The following is an 18,663-nucleotide window of genomic DNA, read 5'->3' as shown; positions in this document are numbered from 1 at the left end:
TTCCAGCCCAAAGGTTATTGCCATGCGCTTGATAAACCGCCGCCCGGATCGCGCCAGCCGTCTGATTTTGGTGATCCTGCCGTTCGCCTTGTTGCTGTTCGCCTATTTCATGGGATCGGCGACTCGGCTGACGGAAAACCCCAACGACAAACTGCTGCCCAGCGCGGTGCAGATGACCGATGCGGTCAAGCGCATGGCCTTTACCGAAGACCAACGCAGCGGCGGTTATCTACTGTGGCAAGACACTGCCTCCAGCCTGCAACGCCTGGCGATTGGTCTTGGCATCAGCGCCCTGCTCGGCTTGTGCCTGGGTATCGCGTCGGGGATTCTGCCGCTGTTCGGCGCACCGTTGTCACCGCTGCTGACGGTGTTGTCGATGGTCCCGCCACTGGCGATTCTGCCGATCCTGTTCATCGTGTTTGGCTTGGGTGAGCTGTCGAAAGTCATGCTGATCGTGATTGGCATTACACCGATTCTGGCGCGGGATCTGGAGCAGCGCGCCCGAGAGATTCCGGTCGAGCTGCTGATCAAGGCGCAAACCCTCGGCGCCTCGACCTGGACCTTGGTCCTGCGGGTGATCCTGCCGCAACTGCTGCCACGCCTGCTGATTGCCTTGCGTCTGGTGCTGGGTTCGGCTTGGTTGTTCCTGATCGCGGCCGAAGCCATTGCCTCCACCGACGGCTTGGGGTATCGGATTTTTCTGGTACGACGCTACCTGGCCATGGACGTGATCCTGCCCTACGTGGTCTGGATCACCCTGCTCGCCTGGCTGATGGATTGGGGGCTCAAGGCTCTGACCCGGCGTGCATTCCCCTGGTATGAAGGGGCACGCGGATGAGCTTTATTTCGGTGAAAAACGTCTGGCAACAGTACGACGATCAAGTGGTGCTCGAAGGCCTGAACCTGAGCGTCAACGAAGGTGAGTTCTGCACCTTGGTCGGCGCCTCGGGCTGCGGCAAATCCACTTTCTTGCGCTTGCTGCTCGGCCAGGAAGTGCCCAGTCGCGGCCAGATCCATCTCGACGGCAAGCCGCTGGCTGGCGAACCGGACGCCAGCCGTGGCGTGGTGTTTCAGCGCTACTCGGTGTTTCCGCATCTGTCAGTGCTGGACAACGTGGCTCTGGGTCTGGAGTTGCCACGCTCGCCACTGCTTGGGCGCCTGTTCGGCACGGCCAAACGCGAGGCTCGGGAACAGGCCGCGGCCCTGCTGAGCAAAGTGGGCCTGGCCCATGCGCAGGACAAGTACCCGACGCAACTGTCGGGCGGCATGCAGCAACGGTTGGCCATCGCTCAAGCGCTGATCATGAAACCGCGTGTATTGCTGCTGGACGAACCCTTCGGCGCGCTCGATCCAGGTATCCGCAAGGACATGCATGTCCTGTTGCTGGAGCTGTGGCGCGAGACCCGCCTGACGGTGTTCATGGTCACCCACGACCTGTCCGAGGGCTTCAACCTCGGCACACGTCTGCTGGTGTTCGACAAGGTTCGCCATGACCCACACGCGCCCGGCGCTTATGGCGCCCGCATCACCTACGACATTCCCTTGAACAGCGATCGCCGCGCCGCACGCGCCGCTATTGATTCGCTGCAAACGGTTTAGAGGATCCTTTTTATGAACGCGCACATGACCGACTCAACATCCCTGTTCCCCGTCTTTGCTGAAGAAATCCTGCCCGGCGGCGGCCACCGTTCGTTCGTGCTCAAGCGCGGCCAACTGCTGCGCCTGACCGACGTCCGTGGCGGCGCCAACGTCAGCCTGACCCTGCTTAACGCCAACGAGAAAACCGAGCGACTGAACCTGCCGGACAGCCTCAAATGCCAACACACCGCAAAACTGACCACCGGCCACTGCCTGTACTCGGACATGGGCCGGGTGCTGGCAGCGATCACGGCGGATACCTGCGGCTGGAGCGACAGCTTCGGTGGGGTGCTGTGCGCTGAAGAGGTCGCGGAAAAATATGGCCAAGGCCGCTATCAGGAACTGCGCAACGGCTTCTTTCGCAACGGCACCGATAACCTGCTGGTGGAACTGGGTAAATGGGGCCTGGGCCTGTCCGACCTGCTGATGACCCTGAACCTGTTCAGCAAAGTCCGGGTCGATGAAGACGGACACTTTCACTTCGTTGCGAACAACTCCAAAGCCGGTGACTACATCGAGCTGTATGCGCCGATGGACACCCTGGTGGTGCTGACCGCCCTGCAGCACCCGATGGACCCTGATCCACAGTACGCGCCCAAACCGCTCAAGCTCGGCTGGATGAACGCCGATCCCAGCATCGCCGAGTACTGCCGCACCTCCCGCCCGGAAAACGAGCGCGGTTTTATCAACACTGATCGCCTGTTCGCCTGAGGATCGCTGCCATGACCACACTCTCCAAACAGCCGGAAGCGGCGATCTACAATGCGACCATCCCCGCAGGCGAGCCTTGGCTGACCGAAGTCAAGGCCGGACAAACCCTGCGCATCCTCGACCTGGAAGGCAATCAAGCAGTCGATACGCTGTTCTACAGCCTGGCCAACCCCCGCGAACGGTATGACGTGCAGCGTACCTTGCGGCGGCAGAACAGCGTGTACCTGACCACCGGCAGCGTGCTGTATTCCAACCTCGGCAAACCGATGCTGACCATCGTCGAAGACACCTGCGGACGCCATGACACCCTCGGCGGGGCTTGCGCGCAGGAGAGCAACACCGTGCGCTACTCTCTGGAAAAACGTCACATGCACAGTTGTCGCGACAACTACCTGCGCGCGTGTGCCCATGACGGTCGACTGAGCAAAGGTGACATCGGCCCGAACATCAATTTCTTCATGAACGTGCCGGTCACAGCAGACGGAGGCCTGACCTTCGAAGATGGCATCTCGGCGCCCGGTAAATATGTCGAACTGCGTGCGGAAATGGACGTGATCGTGCTGATTTCCAACTGCCCGCAATTGAACAACCCGTGCAACGCCTACAACCCAACGCCTGCGCAGCTGCTGATATGGAACTGAACCTTTTGAAGCTGCGCAGCTGGTTATTCAGCCTGTGCCAAAGCCGCTCCGGGCAGTGCGTGGCGTCAAAGCGCCAGCCTCCCCTGTAAGAGCACCAGGTTTCGCCATCGGGGACGGCCTCGAGGCACTACGAAAACAGCGGGACGGCCCGCTTCCCGGCAAGAAACCGATCAGCCATCGGTTTCTGGGGTTTATGCCATGTTCAAGACACTGCTGATCGCCAACCGTGGCGCCATTGCCTGCCGCATCCTGCGTACCTTGCGCGCCTTGCAGGTCAAGGGCGTGGCGGTCTATTCCGAAGCCGATGCCGCCAGCCTGCATATTCTTCAAGCCGATGAAGCCCACAGCCTGGGTGAAGGTGGCGCAGCCGGCACCTATTTGGCGGTGGATAAAATACTCGCCATCGCCAAAGCCAGCGGCGCCACGGCGATCCATCCCGGTTACGGGTTCCTCTCCGAAAACGCCGCGTTCGCCCAAGCCTGCGAAGACGCTGGCATCGCCTTCGTCGGCCCGACACCCGACCAGCTTCGGGTGTTCGGCCTCAAACACACGGCGCGTGCCCTGGCCAAGCAGCACGGCGTGCCAATGCTCGAGGGCACCGAACTGCTCGACAGCCTCGACGATGCCCTCAACGCTGGCGAGCTGATCGGCTACCCGGTGATGCTGAAAAGCACGGCCGGTGGTGGCGGGATCGGCATGCGCGTGTGCCGCAGTGCGCTCGAACTGAGCGAATCGTTCGACGCGGTGAAACGTCTGGGACAGAACAACTTCAGCGACGCTGGCGTCTTTATCGAGAAGTACATCCAGCGCGCCCGGCACTTGGAAGTGCAGGTGTTCGGCGACGGCCAGGGCGACGTTATCGCCCTCGGTGTGCGTGATTGCTCGGTACAACGGCGCAACCAGAAAGTCCTCGAAGAAACCCCGGCGCCGAACCTGCCAGACGGCATGGCCGACGAACTGTGTGCGGCAGCGATCAAGCTGGCCAAAGCGGTCAATTACCGCAGCGCCGGGACCGTGGAGTTCGTGTTCGACAGCGAGGGCCAGCGTTTCTATTTCCTCGAAGTGAACACCCGCTTGCAGGTCGAGCACGGGGTCACTGAACAAGTGTGGGGCGTCGATCTGGTCAGCTGGATGGTCCAGCTGGCAGCGGGTGATCTACCGCCACTCAGTCAGTTGCGCACGGGCTTGCAGGCAAACGGTCATGCGATTCAGGCGCGGCTGTATGCCGAAGACCCGGGCCGGGATTTCCAGCCCTGCCCCGGCTTGCTGACTGCGGTGAATTTCCCGACCGCCGATGGCAAGACCTTGCGCATCGACACCTGGGTCGAAGCCGGTTGCGAGATCCCGCCGTTCTTCGACCCCATGATTGCCAAGCTGATCAGTTGGGCGCCAACCCGCGAGCAGGCCAGCGCCGGACTTGCTCAAGCGCTGAGTGACAGCCACCTGTATGGCGTGGAAACCAACCGCGATTACCTGCGGCAGATTCTGCTCGACGCGCCCTTCGCCAGTGGCCAGCCATGGACTCGGTGCCTGGAAGGTCTGGTGTATCGCGCCAACACCTTTGAAGTGCTGAGTGGCGGTACCCAGACCAGCGTGCAGGACTATCCCGGGCGTCTCGGTTACTGGGCGGTCGGTGTGCCGCCGTCCGGGCCAATGGACAGTCGCGCACTGCGTCTGGGCAACCGTCTGCTGGGCAACGCCGAAGGCTGTGCCGCGCTGGAAATCACCATGAGCGGCCCGCTGCTGCGCTTCAACACCGACGCCGTGGTCGCCATCACCGGCGCGCCGATTCCGCTGACCCTGGACGGTCAGCCCCAGGCGCTGAATACCGCGTTGCTGGTACCCGCCGGTTCAACCCTGGCGCTGGGCACCATCGCGGGCGCCGGTGCACGAAGCTACCTCTGTGTGCGCGGCGGGTTGGAGCTGCCGGACTATCTGGGCAGCAAAAGCACGTTCACCCTGGGTCAATTTGGCGGGCATGGCGGCCGCGCTTTACGGGCTGGCGATGTGCTGCACATTCCAGCCCTGAGTGACCGCAGCATCGGTCAGCGCGTACCGGACGACCAGCTTCACGCCTTGCCTGCCGTGCGTCAGATCCGGGTCATTTACGGCCCGCATGGCGCGCCGGAATATTTCACCGAGCGCTACATCGAGACCTTCTTCGCCACTCAATGGGAAGTGCATTTCAATTCCAGCCGTACCGGCGTCCGCCTGATTGGTCCCAAGCCGGAATGGGTCCGCGCCGACGGTGGCGAAGCGGGCTTGCACCCCTCGAACATCCACGACAACCCGTACGCCATCGGCGCCGTGGATTTCACTGGCGACATGCCGGTCATCCTTGGCCCGGATGGCCCGAGCCTGGGCGGTTTCGTCTGCCCGGTGACCATCATCGAAGCCGACCTCTGGCAACTGGGGCAACTCAAGGCCGGCGACAACGTGCAGTTCCATCCGGTCAGTATCGATGCTGCACGCACGATCTTCTGCATGAGCGAACGTGCTCACGAGGAAAGCGACGCGGTGCCAGATCTGGCCTCATCGCGAATGAGCTCGCTAGCACAAGGGTTAATTTCACCTGTTGTATTGGACATCGGCCAGGACGACACACGGCTGATGGCGCGTCTGTCTGGCGACACTCATTTGCTCCTGGAAATCGGCGCACCCGAGCTGGACCTGGTACTGCGCTTTCGCGGTCATGCGCTGATGCAGGCCCTCGAAGCCAAAGCGCTACAGGGCGTGATCGACCTGACGCCGGGCATTCGTTCCCTGCAAGTGCATTACCAGCCCGAACAACTGCCGCTTGCGGATTTACTGGATATCGTCGTCGGCGAATGGGACGCCGTGTGCGCCGCCAAAGACCTGCAAGTGCCGTCGCGAATCGTGCACTTGCCGCTGTCCTGGGATGACCCGGCGTGCCAGTTGGCCATCGAGAAATACATGACTACCGTGCGCAAGGACGCCCCGTGGTGCCCAAGCAACCTGGAGTTCATCCGCCGCATCAACGACCTGCCCAACCTCGACCAAGTGCAGCGCACGGTGTTCGACGCCAGCTACTTGGTGATGGGCCTGGGCGACGTGTACCTCGGCGCGCCTGTCGCCACCCCGCTCGACCCACGGCACCGGCTGGTGACGACCAAGTACAACCCGGCACGGACCTGGACGGCAGAGAACTCGGTCGGCATCGGTGGCGCCTATATGTGCGTGTACGGCATGGAAGGCCCCGGTGGTTATCAGTTTGTCGGGCGCACGTTGCAGATGTGGAACCGCTACCGCGAAGTCGCGGCGTTCGATGGCAAACCGTGGCTGCTGCGCTTCTTCGATCAGATTCGTTTTTACCCGGTCAGCGCCGAAGAGCTGCTGCGCATCCGCCGCGATTTTCCCTTGGGCCGGTACCCGCTAAGCATCGAGCACAGCACCTTGAACCTGGCTGACTATCAGGCTTTTCTCGCCCGTGAAGCCGAGGGTATCGCCGCATTTCGTGCTCAGCAGCAAGGGGCCTTCAACGCCGAACGCGAACGTTGGATCGCCAGCGGTCAGGCACATTTTGAAAGCGACGAAGCCGCTATCCCAGCCACCGACGACGCCCCTCTTGACGCAGGCCAGCACGGCATCGACAGCCATATCGCCGGCAACCTGTGGCAGGTGCAGGTCGAGGTCGGCCATCGGGTTGAAGTGGGCGATGTGCTGGTGATTCTGGAGTCGATGAAGATGGAAATTCCGCTACTGGCAACCCTGGCTGGCACCGTGCTTGAAGTAAGGGTGCAGCCCGGCTCGGCGGTGCGCGCCGGGCAGCGGGTCGTGGTGCTTGAAGCTGACTGAACTTACTTATTTTTTTGACGGAATTACGCCATGAGCCATGACCTGCATTCAAGCGACCTGCGCCTCGACAGCGTTCGCGCCGCGTATCAAGACGGTCGCCAGACACCTCGGCAACTGATCCTCGCCCTGCGCGAAAAAGCCGCTGCGTTGAACCCGGACTATCACCTGTTCATCCATCTGCTGAGTGCTACCGAGCTGGAACCCTATCTGGCCGCGCTGGAAAACAGCGACCTCAACGACCTGCCGCTGTATGGCGTGCCGTTCGCGATCAAAGACAACATCGACCTGGCCGGCATCCCCACGACCGCAGCCTGCCCGGCATTCGCCTATACCCCGGAGCGCTCGGCGACCATCGTCGAGCAGTTGATCGGCCTCGGCGCAATTCCGTTGGGCAAAACCAACCTCGACCAGTTTGCCACCGGGCTGAATGGCAGCCGCTCCCCCTATGGGGCCTGCCCGAACAGTGTGCTGGCCGAGTACCCGTCAGGCGGCTCCAGCGCAGGATCATCGTTGGCCGTGGCGCTCGGCGTCGCCAGCTTCGCCCTCGGCACCGACACCGCCGGGTCCGGCCGAGTGCCCGCAGCACTGAACAATCTGGTGGGACTCAAGGCCAGTAAGGGCCTGATCTCCACTGCCGGGGTGGTGCCCGCCTGCCGCACCCTTGATTGCGTGACCACTTTCACCGCCACCGCGCGCGAAGCCAGCCAGTTGCTCGGTCTGGTAGCCCGACTCGATTCGCGTGACGAATACAGCCGCAGCAACCCGCTGTGGAACGACGCCTCTGCGTTCGGTGCGCCCCGCCCGTTTCGTTTCGGCGTACCCCGTGCGCAGGACCTGGCGTTCTTCGGCTGCGAGCAAGGGCCCCTGCTGTTCGGCGATGCCATCGACCGTCTGACCGCGATGGGCGGCGAAGCAGTGACGCTGGACCTGTCACCCTTCCTCGAAGCTGCGCGCCTGCTGTATGACGGCCCATGGGTTGCCGAACGCTACAGCGTTGCGGGCGAACTGATGGAGCACAACCCAGAAGCGGTATTGCCGGTGATCCGCGCAGTACTGTCGAAAGCACCGGCCGTGACCGGCGTGCAAACGTTCCGTGCGCACTACCGCCTGCAAGCACTCAAAGCCCTGTGCGACAAAGCCCTTGAAGGTCTCGACTGCGTAGTGACGCCCTCCATCGGTCGCCCGGTGACCCTCGCCGAACTGGAGGCTGAACCGGTGCTGCGCAACTCGGAATTGGGTTACTACACCAATTTCATGAACCTGCTGGACTACGCCGCCGTCGCCGTACCGAGTGCCTTCATGGACAACGGCCTGCCGTGGGGCGTGACCCTGTTCGGTCGGGTCTTCACTGATCACTATCTGCTCAGCCTGGCCGACGCCCTGCAACGCCATACCGGCCTGCCGGTGATCGGCGGCCACGCACCCAACCTGTCAGCACCGACCACTGTCGCCCGCAACGACATGGCACGCTTAGTGGTGTGCGGCGCGCACCTGGATGGCCTGGCGCTGAACTGGCAACTCAAGCAGCGCGGTGGCCGCTTGCTGGAGGTCACCCAAAGCTCGGCGGATTACCAGCTCTACGCATTGGCCGGTGGACCACCGTTTCGGCCCGGCATGCTGCGGGTCGCGCAAGGCGGCGTAGCGATTGCCGTGGAAGTCTGGGAACTGCCAAGCCGCGAACTGGGGTCATTCCTCTCCGGCATTCCGGCACCCTTGGGCCTGGGCAAGGTTCAGTTGGCCGACGGACGCTGGGAAAGCGGTTTCATCTGCGAACCTTATGGCCTGGAGGGCGCGACAGATATCAGCCACCTAGGCGGATGGCGCGCCTATTTGAGTGCCTGACCCAACCATTAAGTAGCCCGACGACGAACGTGGCTGCGCACGTTTCAGTGCGCAGCCACAGCGTCCTGCATACCCCTGTTTACACGCACCCCGTCGTTACATAGATGTACGACATGAAGAGATCCCTGATGACACAGTGACGCGCCCCTCATCACGTTCAGCCATCCACATGAATGACCCAGAAAATCCAGTCCCCCCTGTTCCAGCACGCACTGCACCCGCCCCAACATACAGCCTCGAACACCCCGCACTTACGCACCTGACCGGCAACCACAGTGAACAGAGCGATACCCTACCTTCCTCTGGAGCCTTTGCGCTGTCGCCGTTTTATTACGCAACGCCCGACGATCATCTGGAGGGACTGTCGCAGGTACCGCCACCCGCCACAGCGCTAAACCACAAACAACTCGCCACGCTCAGAAAGAGCCGCGCCGCCAGACTGCTCGCCATGTCGCCCTTGAGTTTGAAAGCCTGGCAGATGGACATGGACTGCCCGCCGGGAGTGCACGCCTATGTCAACGAACAACTGACTCGGCTTTTATTTGAGCAGACCGGTAAGCCCTCCCTGCCGGACCATATTTACATGAACTTCACGACCGATACGCGTCCGGCCGTCTTTGTCGATGGGCAAGAACTTTACACGCGGCGTCTGTCCCTCACCGACGTGGCGGTTACCTCTTTCGATGCAGCCAGTTTTTATGCCCTGATGCAGAGCGCTGAACCTGAGCGCCTGTTTGATGAGGCAACACCTTCGCTGAGCACAACCCTGGTCCTCACGCTGATCGACAAGGCGGACTGGCCTCGACACTACGAGACCCTACTTGCCGTCTTCTGGGCCAGGCATGAACTGACGTATCGCACCCTCGCCAAACTTTCATTTCTCGACACGCTGAGCCGGTACCACACGCGTAAAATGATCAGCCTGGACGGTTATAACCTGACGCTTGAAGCCATGGGACTCGACCGGTTCCCCACCACCGTTGAAACCCTGGAAACATCAGCCAAAGGCGAGCGCACGGTCGTCCGTGTAGTGCTGCTGAATGACCAAATCCTGCCGGGCATCTTTCAGCTGACCTCAAAAAATACATCGCACAGTTTTATTCACATCACCGGTCAAAAACCTGCCGTTTTCGAATACATCAGCGACAACCCTGAGTTAATGAGGCAAAAACTCCTCGACGCGTTGAACACGTCGCCTTGGCTCGCGTCGTATCTGGACGCTGCCGACAAACAAGGGAACTCGCCCTTCACTCTCGATATAAAAACTCTCGATGAGGATATTTTTTCCGCGCTCACCCGCGCCCAGAAAGCGTTTTCATTCGAGCAGCACTCACAACACACCCACACGGACGCCTTGTTCATGCTGGTCGAACGCGGCCTGACCCTGGTGAGCGTTCTTGATCGCTGGGAACTTCAGCCGGATATCGTGAAGCGGATACCCAACCCACTGATGGCCGCCAACCGACTGATGCGCGGCTACCTGAAAAACGACCATCAACTGGATGTGAATCCGGATCATGTTTTCATTCGCTATGTTCGAGGCACATCGACCACCCCATTGGGTAGCGCCCACTCGCCCATCACGTATGTTCAACCCCCCGACGAAACCCCGATCAGCCTGAGCAACGCCCTGTTGAGTAACTACCGGGTCGAGCGGCCGGTGGGTTATATCGATAACGGCGCCCGTACGACGGTTTACACCGACCCCACAGGCAAGGGGCAATGGTCCGAAGGCGCTGCGCTTGAGATATCCCCGGAGGTCATCGAAAGCCACATCAGGAGCATTAACTTTCTTGACCTGATGTCGAAACAACTCAACCGGTTTTGGGAGAAGCAGGGAACTGCTATCGAGCAGTCGTTCAAGACAACCTTTATGGCGCAGGCAGTGATCAGCCTCAAACAGAAACAGTTAACACGCGCTGGATTCGATCTCATCGTCGAAATGCTGGACACGACGTCTACCAGCATCCGCTGCAAAGCGTTGGGTTTTTACCTGAAACCCTCGCTGATAGAAGGCACGCAATGCCAACCCTGTGCCGGTCTGCTGGTATTCACCCACGCCGACACACCCTTGACGGTGCTGTACCAGGCCGGTCAGTCGGTGGCATTTATCGAATTCAGTCGCGACATCGAACTTACCCGTTATATACAAACCGCCGCCAAGGATAAGCAGTGGCAACGCATGCTGTTGAGCTATATACCGGTCAGACTCCACGAGAAGTTTATGTATCTTCTTGATGTTTGGAGCGGTAACAGCATCCCCGACCCGGCTTCCTCCCTGCTTCGGCCCTGGACAGACGTGGTTTACGCCAACGACCTGCATAAAGCCAAAGCCCGAGCCCTCTGCGAGCAGCCCATTACTTCGTCGCCGTTCGTCTTCATGCGCGAGACGCTTGAGCGCAACTATCAAGATGATGCGAATGAACACATCGTGACCTCGAAAGAAGTTTCGCTGCGCTATTGGACGCGTCAGCTCAACCACCTACAGCTGGTGCTGGCGCCCATGTCGCTGCTGCTGACGCCCGTGGCGCTGGCCTCTCTTGCGACTCACGCCGGGTCCATCTACCTGGGCATCGCGACAGCAGCATTACCGGGAAACCGGAACACCGAAAAAACCCAGACAGCGCTCAACGTGCTGTCTTTAGGGCTGTTGCAGCTGGCGCCCTACACCCCCCGATTGCTGCGTTTGTTCAACACATTCAACGTTCTGGGGAAAACAGCCATAGCGGGGGCTAGCGCTACGTCCGCCGCCACAAAAAGCTTCGGCTCCTGGCTTGGCCGATCAATGAATGCCCGTAAAACCCGCCTGGAAACATTTTTCAATACCAACAGCCTGCTCAAGACCTGGAACATTCCCGGTCATAGCACCTTCGGCACCTTACCCGTCAAAGTATGGAAGCTTGGTCGAAAATTCCTGCTCTGGACCTCGGACAAGGCTCAAGCCAGAACCCTGGTTGTAAGTACACACGGGCATTACTTGCCGTGGACTAACACTGCACGGATCCCCAATGGCACCGAACTTAGAACCTACGCACCCCATGGTTATGAGCTGGTCGACCCAACGCTTCACCGAGTCGTGAGCCAGAGGGTCAAACCGTTTTCTATTTTAAATAACGCAAACAACAGCCTCGCGCGTCCTCCAGGCCCGCTGCCGCCGTATGCCATCACCGATAAGGTGCTGGCCGGAACATCCCTTCCGGGCAATATCAAGAATTATTCGCTGATGAAATTCCAGAGTACTCGCGGCGAGACGTATCAAGAAATCAGTCACGTGGTGCGTCATTCGAACCTGTCGCCTTTAAACGGTCTTCCCGCTACGCCCATGGACGTACTGACTGTCAGAAATCGCCTCGGCATGACTTATCCGAACCTGCAGGATCTTTTCAAATCATTGTCTGAACAGGGTATCCACTACGACAAAATTTTATTGGTGCACTGCCGTTGTTCTGCCATCAACTCTTTGATAGGCCGCTCACCCGCGTATATAGCACCGACCGCGAACATGCCGATTACACCGTGAACCTGAATCGGCCATAGCGCAGAACAGTAGCAACACGCTAGCATGCGACCTCTATTGATCTTCTCCTCACCGGACTCGTCATGCCACTTCGCTCTCCACTCAATTCCCAGCGTTCGTTGATCCTGACGTTGGTGGTCCTGCTGGGGAGCGGTTTTCTGGCGACATCTCTGCTCAGTTATTACGCCTCGCGGGCGTCGATTCGCGACAGCATCGTCAACACCGAACTGCCGTTGACCTCGGACACGGTGTATTCGGAGATCCAGAAAGACCTGGTCCGGCCGATCCTGATCTCATCAATGATGGCTCGTGACACCTTCATGCGTGACTGGGTGGTGGCTGGCGAGCACGACCCGGAACAAATGACCCGTTACCTCAACGAAGTCATGAGTCACTACAGTGCCTATACGGCCTTTTTTGTCTCCAATACCAGCCTCAAGTATTACCAGGCCAAAGGCGTCTTAAAGAAAATCGACGCCAATGAGCCACGCGACATCTGGTACTACCGGGTACGCGACATGGCTGCGCCCTACGAAATCAACGTCGATCCAGACATGGCCAACAAGGACAACCTGACCTTCTTCATCAACTACAAGGTGTTCGATTACAAAGACAACTTCATCGGCGCCACGGGTGTGGGCCTGACCGTGGATGCGGTGATCAAGCTAATCGATCGTTATCAGCAGCGGTATCAACGGAGCGTGTATTTCGTCGACGCCTTCGGCCGGATTGTGCTCACGGGCGCTCAAGGTGGACCACTGGGAGCCGTCATCGGCCAGTCCCTCAAGGACATGCCGGGCCTGAACGACTTGCACGACAAACTGCCGAGGCCACAGACCGGCAGTTTCGAATACCAGACGCAAGGCCAGAACCATTTTCTCAACGTGCGCTTCATCCCAGAACTGAACTGGTACCTGTTCGTCGACAAACAGGAAGACGGCGCCCTCACCGATATCCGCCAGTCGCTGTACCTGAACCTGTTCATCTGCCTGGTGGTGACACTGGTGGTCATGTTCTTGCTGCACCGGGCCATCGGCCGCTATCAGCGTAAGATCGAAGCCCAGGCCACCCTCGACAGCCTCACGGGCCTGCCCAATCGCCGCGGCTTCGATTTGATGGCGCTCAAGGCCATGCAGGAAGCGCAACGCGAGCCCAAGCCCTTGGCGGCGCTACTGATCGACATCGACCATTTCAAGCGTCTCAATGACGACCATGGCCATCTGGCGGGCGATGAAGTGCTCGTAGGCTTCGCTCAGGACCTGCAAAGCTGCCTGCGTCAGTCGGATATCATTTGTCGCTGGGGCGGCGAAGAGTTCATCATCCTGCTCAAGGACACCAACAGCGCCAGCGCTCAGCAAGTCGCGGAAAAAATCCGTCTGCTGGCAGAGCAGCACTCCTACACCTTTTCCGCCACGTCGTTGCAGATCACCGTCAGCGTTGGCCTGACTGAACTGCAGCCTGACGACACCCTGCACAGCCTGATTGCCCGCGCCGACCACGCGTTGTATCGCGCCAAACACACTGGGCGCAATCGGGTGTGCATGGAGAGGGCCCGGTCTCAGTTTGAATAGGCGCGCCATGCACAGCCAGACGATGGAAAAAAGCTCAATCGATCCTGACCGCTGCCCGGTCTGCGGCGCCAGCAACCGCTGCACCCTCGCCGACCCACGTACGGCGACGCAACCCTGCTGGTGCTTTTCAGTCAGTATCGACCCGACTGTACTCCAAGCGCTGCCGCTGGAAGTGCGCAATGCTGCCTGCCTGTGCCCGCGTTGCGCACAGATCGAAACCGACGTTCAGTCGAAGCCCAACGACTAGATCGCGTACCATGCCCGCCCCTTTCCCGGTCGTCTGTCACTGCCATGCGTCTTGATCGATTCCTCAGCAACCTGCCGCGCTTCAGCCGCAAAGATGTGCGATTTGCGTTGGTGGCCAAGCGCATCAAGGTCGACGGTCAGACCGTCAGCGACCCCCTTCACGAGGTGCGTGAGTTCACCCGTGTGGAATGCGACGACGACGTATTGCAAGCCGGCAAACCGGCACGCTATTTCATGCTGCACAAACCACCGGGCTGCGTCAGCGCGACGCTCGACCCACAGCATCCAACGGTGCTCGACTTGCTGGATGAGCCGGACAAAGAAGACCTGCACATCGCCGGTCGACTTGATTTCAACACCACGGGCCTGATGTTGATCACCAATGACGGTGTGTGGTCGCGACGATTGACCCAGCCGCAGACCAAGCTGGCAAAAATTTACTACGTAGAAACCGAGCAAACGATCAGCGACGACTACGTACAAAAATTCGCTGAAGGGTTTTATTTCGCGTTTGAAGACCTCACCACTCAGCCCGCCGAACTGACCCTGTTGGGGCCTCACTGCGCGCGGCTGAGCATCGTCGAGGGCCGCTACCATCAGGTCAAACGCATGTTCGGCCACTTCAACAATAAAGTCCTGCGCCTGCATCGCGAGCGCATGGGCCCCCTGCAACTGGACGCCGATTTGGCGCCTGGGCAACACCGCGCCTTGAGCACCGAAGAAATCCTCGCGATCTGATCAAACCGACCACTCAGCAGAAGTTGTCCAACAATTTACCAACGGCACTTGCGGGTTGTCCCCGAGCCTGCTTGAATCCAATCGTCAGTCTCCATGTGACTGATTGGTCACCCACTCATTCTAAGAAACTTTTTGCCGTCTCGAGAACCTCAGGTTCCGTGCCGACAAACCGCCCGCCAATAACAATACCTGTCGAACAGATCGTTTCGGATCGACATGGGCCCCCCTTTCCAGGCGCATGCCTACCTGTCACGAAACTCGTGCAACCTCTTTTGCGCGCATACCTGTTTTCGCCAGGAGTCTATGTTATGAGGCCAGAAATCGCTGTGCTTGATATACAAGGTCAGTTCCGGGTTTACACGGAGTTCTACCGCGCAGATGCCGCAGAAAAGACCATTATTCTGGTCAACGGCTCGATGGCCACTACTGCGTCCTTTGCTCAGACTGTTCGCAACCTGCACCCGCAATTCAACGTGGTGCTGTACGACCAACCCTACGCGGGCAAATCCAAAGCGCACAACCTGCACCGGCAGCCGCTGACCAAAGAGCTCGAAGGTCAGATCCTGCTTGAGCTGATCGACCACTTCGCCGCCGAACATGTGCTGTCCTTTTCCTGGGGCGGCGCAGCAACCTTGATTGCCTTGGCGCAGAAACCACGACGTATTGAAAAAGCTGTCATCAGCTCGTTCTCACCCGTGGTCAACGAACACATGCGCGACTACCTCGAACGCGGCGTCAAGCACCTCGGTGCGTTTGATCGCCACGAGGTCGGCTATCTGGTGAACAACACCATCGGTAAACACTTGCCGTCGTTGTTCAAGCGCTTCAACTACCGGCATGTCAGCAGCCTGGATATCCATGAATACGTGCAAATGCACTTTCATATCAGCCAAGTACTGACCATTGATCAACTGTGCTACCTCGACGCTGCGAAAAAAATCGACGTGCCCGTGTTGTTCCTCAACGGCGAGTGGGACGAATACACCGCAGCAGACGACGCGCAGCTCTTCGGCGACCACGTGCGCCATAGCGAGTTCTGCACCCTCCGGGCCACCGGCCACTTTCTGGACATGGAACACAAAGCCGCCTGCCGCGACTCGCAAGAGGCCTTGTTGAGTTTCCTCAAGCCCGCACCCGTTGCAAAACGGCCACGCTACACCCAGGTACAGAGCCACCATGCATTTGCACTGTGAACTGAAATCACTCGCCCCTGTAGGTCGCTATCGAGCGCAGTCTTCGGCAGCGCTTACAGGGAATGCGTGTTTCACGTGACGACGTAATCTGTCACGCAGCAGGTTTACCCGAAAAAAACGCCAGAAAAACCCACTTGGAAAAAATAGCGCTTCAGTTCAGCGCCGACATCTGGTACAAAGTCAGCCGCTCAAAGCGGGTGTCGTATAATGGTATTACTCCAGCTTCCCAAGCTGATCACGCGGGTTCGATTCCCGCCACCCGCTCCAATTTCCTGATTTCACATGTTCCCGCGTATAGCGGAGAGCAGTGAAAACCAAAAAGCCGGCCTCTTAGCCGGTTTTTTTATGCCTGTAAGTTTTCGTATAGCGGTCGGCCATGGGGAAATGACGGCTTAACGCGCAAGCCGCTGCCGTGAGTCAAATCTCCTCTGAGCATTTGACTCACCGCGAAAGACCTTCAAACGCGAAACTGATCCATCAGTTTCATCTGGTGAGTCGCCAAGGCGTTGAGTTGGTGGCTGACCTGCGCCGACTCGGTGGCCTGACCGGCAAGGGTCTCGGTGACGGTGCGAATGGCCGAGACGTTGCGGTTGACCTCTTCGGCAACGGCGCTCTGCTGTTCGGCCGCGCTGGCGATCTGCAGGTTCATGTCGCTGATCACCGTGACTGCGTCACTGATTTTGCTCAGAGCCTGAACCGCTTGATGAATGTGCTCAGCGTTCTCCTGGGCCTTGCTGTGGCTTGAATGCATGGTCTGCACGACGCCGCGAGTGCCGCTTTGGATGCGCTCGATCACGTGGCGAATCTCTTCCACGGAATCCTGGGTGCGCTTGGCGAGGTTGCGTACCTCGTCGGCGACTACCGCAAAACCGCGCCCGCTTTCGCCGGCACGCGCAGCCTCGATGGCGGCATTGAGGGCCAACAGGTTAGTTTGCCCGGCAATGCTGCGGATCACTTCCAGCACCGAACCCACCTGCTCACTATTGACCGCCAACGCTTCGACTTCGGTCACGGCATTACTGACTTCTTCGGCCAGCAGGGTGATATCGCGTGTGCTGCGCTCGATGATCGTCAAACCGTCCTTGACCGACTGGTCGGCACCCCGAGCAGCACTGGCCGCACTTGAGGCATTGCTCGCAACGTCCTGGGCGGTGGCGCTCATCTCGTTGGAGGCTGTTGCCACCTGATCGATTTCGCGGAACTGCACCTGCATGCCATCACTGGTACGACGGGCGATGCCTGAAGACTGGTCGGCGGTTGCACGGGCTTCGGTGATGCTTTGCTTGATCTGGGCGATGGTCGGTTGCAGTTTGTCGAGGAAGCGGTTGAACCAGCTGACCAGTTCACCGAGTTCATCGCGCTTGGCGTATTTCAGGCGCTGTGTCAGGTCGCCGTCACCGCTGGCAATGTCCTTGAGCATGGCCGCCACACTGTTGATCGGCCGAGTCACGCCCGAGGCCGTCAGCCAGATCAGCAGCAGACCCAGTAGACCCGCGAGGGCTGCGACCAACAGAGCCTTGACGGTGCCACTGGTTTTCGCGGCGTCGAGCACGGCCTGCAATTTGACCGCGTCGGCCAGGAGCACCTGTTCTGGCAAGTCGATGACCACACCCCAAGGGGTAGCACCGGGGATCGGTGTCACCGGAAAAATCGCCCGGATCACGTCGCCCTGTTTGACCACGCTGACCTTGTTGGTGCCGATCGCCCGGAGGATGTCCTTACCGTCGCCGCCCAAGACCTGCTCAATGCCTTTGCCCAGGGTGCCGGCGTCGACGCTGTTGGCTGTCAACAAGCCACTGCCCGAGACAATCAGCATGTGCCCGGCGCCGTCGAACAGTTCTTTCTGGGAGCTGACCGCCTCTGCCTGTAGCGAACTCAGGGCCAGGTCCACACCCACCACACCGATGACCTTGCCGTCGACACGAACGGGCACGGCGATGGTTGTCATCAACACCAGTTTGCCGCCGACCGTGTCGGCGTAGGGCTCAAGCAGGCAGGTCTTGCCACTATGGAGCGCACACGTGTACCAGGTGTTGTAGGGCATGCCGCTGAGGTTCAGTTCAGTCTTGGTCATGTCGCTTTCGAGAATGACGGTGTTCAGGCTAGTGTCATCGGCACGGCTCCAGTAAGAGGAAAACCGTCCCACTTCGTTGGCACTGTGCTTAGCGTCATTGGCAAACTCGGTGTCTCGACCATCCAGTGCGTTAGGCTCGAAGGATAGCCAGATGCCCAGCACGCCGGTGTTGCGTTCAAAGACGGTGCCCAGGCTGTGGTTGAGCTCTTCGCGCAGCGCGGCGGCGTCCAGTGAGCGGTGACCGGCCATGGTGCGTATGTCGACGACTTGGTCGGCCATTGCATTGACGACCAGCAGACTGTCACCAAATGTCTTTTGTACCCGTAGCGCTTTTTCCGTCGCCTTTGCCTGTAACAGGTTCTGCACACTGTCGGTGAGCATTTTCTTGCTTGAGGCGCCGACCAGTTGGTCATTCTGGTTAGTCTGGTAAAAATTCATCCCGACGATCAATCCAACCACACCCAGCAGGCAAAGTCCTGAGAGCAATACAATCTTCAGGCGGATAGAAAAGTTATCGAACATAAGTGTTCTCATAGTGGACCGGCCGGGAGGATGGCGAGAGTCGCATACGGTGTTACCCGCCATATTCTTGTAGTTATATATTTGTAACGGCCTTGGGCCTCGTAACTTGAGATCGAGGCCTTTTTGGGTCGAGGCCACACGGATCGCCGATGAT

11 protein-coding genes, 1 tRNA gene and 2 pseudogenes are annotated in these 18,663 nt (G+C 59.4%); 12 read left to right on the top strand and 2 right to left on the bottom strand.

The window, feature by feature from the left end:
• Positions 1 to 22 precede the first annotated feature (22 nt).
• The 12 genes from ACVBEG_RS02530 (at position 23) to ACVBEG_RS02475 (ending at position 16,180) form a co-directional block, all read left to right on the top strand.
• The gene (locus ACVBEG_RS02530) at positions 23 to 838 is read left to right on the top strand and encodes an ABC transporter permease (protein ID WP_322181559.1); all 816 of its coding nucleotides are present in this window, start codon (positions 23 to 25) and stop codon (positions 836 to 838) included.
• Positions 835 to 1,599, top strand: a complete 765-nt coding sequence (locus ACVBEG_RS02525; protein WP_219062127.1) for an ABC transporter ATP-binding protein — start codon at positions 835 to 837, stop codon at positions 1,597 to 1,599. The genes ACVBEG_RS02530 and ACVBEG_RS02525 overlap by 4 nt, the downstream gene beginning before the upstream one ends.
• A 24-nt stretch (positions 1,600 to 1,623) precedes the next feature.
• Positions 1,624 to 2,349: an urea amidolyase associated protein UAAP1 gene (locus ACVBEG_RS02520; RefSeq protein WP_322181563.1), complete on the top strand. Its 726-nt coding sequence runs from the start codon at positions 1,624 to 1,626 to the stop codon at positions 2,347 to 2,349.
• An 11-nt stretch (positions 2,350 to 2,360) separates the two neighbouring features.
• Positions 2,361 to 2,990 carry an urea amidolyase associated protein UAAP2 gene (locus ACVBEG_RS02515; protein ID WP_447107321.1) on the top strand — a complete coding sequence of 210 codons (630 nt, stop codon included), beginning with the start codon at positions 2,361 to 2,363 and terminating at the stop codon, positions 2,988 to 2,990.
• Positions 2,991 to 3,188: 198 nt separating this feature from the next.
• Positions 3,189 to 6,806 (top strand): urea carboxylase, encoded by a 3,618-nt coding sequence (uca, locus tag ACVBEG_RS02510; RefSeq protein WP_447107320.1) that lies wholly within the window; start codon positions 3,189 to 3,191, stop codon positions 6,804 to 6,806.
• Between the two features lie 30 nt (positions 6,807 to 6,836).
• Positions 6,837 to 8,648 carry an allophanate hydrolase gene (gene atzF / locus ACVBEG_RS02505; RefSeq protein ID WP_447107319.1) on the top strand — a complete coding sequence of 604 codons (1,812 nt, stop codon included), beginning with the start codon at positions 6,837 to 6,839 and terminating at the stop codon, positions 8,646 to 8,648.
• A 169-nt stretch (positions 8,649 to 8,817) separates the two neighbouring features.
• Entirely contained in the window at positions 8,818 to 12,168 is a 3,351-nt protein-coding gene (locus ACVBEG_RS02500) for a dermonecrotic toxin domain-containing protein (protein ID WP_447107318.1), read from the top strand.
• Between the two features lie 80 nt (positions 12,169 to 12,248).
• Positions 12,249 to 13,736, top strand: a complete 1,488-nt coding sequence (locus ACVBEG_RS02495; RefSeq protein ID WP_322217698.1) for a sensor domain-containing diguanylate cyclase — start codon at positions 12,249 to 12,251, stop codon at positions 13,734 to 13,736.
• Positions 13,737 to 13,743: 7 nt separating this feature from the next.
• The gene (locus ACVBEG_RS02490; protein ID WP_416152008.1) at positions 13,744 to 13,983 is read left to right on the top strand and encodes a cysteine-rich CWC family protein; all 240 of its coding nucleotides are present in this window, start codon (positions 13,744 to 13,746) and stop codon (positions 13,981 to 13,983) included.
• 44 nt (positions 13,984 to 14,027) lie between these two features.
• On the top strand, positions 14,028 to 14,720 hold the full coding sequence (locus tag ACVBEG_RS02485) for a pseudouridine synthase (protein ID WP_322181576.1): 693 nt from the start codon (positions 14,028 to 14,030) through the stop codon (positions 14,718 to 14,720).
• 308 nt (positions 14,721 to 15,028) lie between these two features.
• On the top strand, positions 15,029 to 15,913 hold the full coding sequence (locus ACVBEG_RS02480) for an alpha/beta fold hydrolase (RefSeq protein ID WP_322217703.1): 885 nt from the start codon (positions 15,029 to 15,031) through the stop codon (positions 15,911 to 15,913).
• A 193-nt stretch (positions 15,914 to 16,106) separates the two neighbouring features.
• A tRNA-Gly gene (locus tag ACVBEG_RS02475) sits at positions 16,107 to 16,180 on the top strand.
• A 190-nt stretch (positions 16,181 to 16,370) separates the two neighbouring features.
• Here the strand turns inward: ACVBEG_RS02475 and ACVBEG_RS02470 are convergent.
• Together ACVBEG_RS02470 and ACVBEG_RS02465 are read right to left on the bottom strand one after the other, a co-directional pair.
• Positions 16,371 to 16,883: pseudogene (locus ACVBEG_RS02470) on the bottom strand (methyl-accepting chemotaxis protein); the annotation flags it as partial.
• A 345-nt stretch (positions 16,884 to 17,228) separates the two neighbouring features.
• Positions 17,229 to 18,236, bottom strand: a pseudogene (locus tag ACVBEG_RS02465) (PDC sensor domain-containing protein); the annotation flags it as partial.
• Positions 18,237 to 18,663: the final 427 nt, after the last annotated feature.

The sequence above is a fragment of the Pseudomonas sp. GG8 genome, assembly GCF_052976945.1.
Note: the sequence above shows the minus strand (reverse complement) of the source record. Positions and strands in the feature narration are given on the sequence as shown.

Bases quoted from the DNA above. Each gene is read 5' to 3' on its own strand.
- ACVBEG_RS02495 (WP_322217698.1), top strand. From the start codon at position 12,249: ATGCCACTTCGCTCTCCACTCAATTCCCAGCGTTCGTTGATCCTGACG.
- ACVBEG_RS02480 (WP_322217703.1), top strand. From the start codon at position 15,029: ATGAGGCCAGAAATCGCTGTGCTTGATATACAAGGTCAGTTCCGGGTT.
- atzF (WP_447107319.1), top strand. From the start codon at position 6,837: ATGAGCCATGACCTGCATTCAAGCGACCTGCGCCTCGACAGCGTTCGC.
- ACVBEG_RS02490 (WP_416152008.1), top strand. From the start codon at position 13,744: ATGCACAGCCAGACGATGGAAAAAAGCTCAATCGATCCTGACCGCTGC.
- ACVBEG_RS02515 (WP_447107321.1), top strand. From the start codon at position 2,361: ATGACCACACTCTCCAAACAGCCGGAAGCGGCGATCTACAATGCGACC.
- ACVBEG_RS02500 (WP_447107318.1), top strand. From the start codon at position 8,818: ATGAATGACCCAGAAAATCCAGTCCCCCCTGTTCCAGCACGCACTGCA.
- ACVBEG_RS02520 (WP_322181563.1), top strand. From the start codon at position 1,624: ATGACCGACTCAACATCCCTGTTCCCCGTCTTTGCTGAAGAAATCCTG.
- ACVBEG_RS02525 (WP_219062127.1), top strand. From the start codon at position 835: ATGAGCTTTATTTCGGTGAAAAACGTCTGGCAACAGTACGACGATCAA.
- ACVBEG_RS02530 (WP_322181559.1), top strand. From the start codon at position 23: ATGCGCTTGATAAACCGCCGCCCGGATCGCGCCAGCCGTCTGATTTTG.
- ACVBEG_RS02485 (WP_322181576.1), top strand. From the start codon at position 14,028: ATGCGTCTTGATCGATTCCTCAGCAACCTGCCGCGCTTCAGCCGCAAA.
- uca (WP_447107320.1), top strand. From the start codon at position 3,189: ATGTTCAAGACACTGCTGATCGCCAACCGTGGCGCCATTGCCTGCCGC.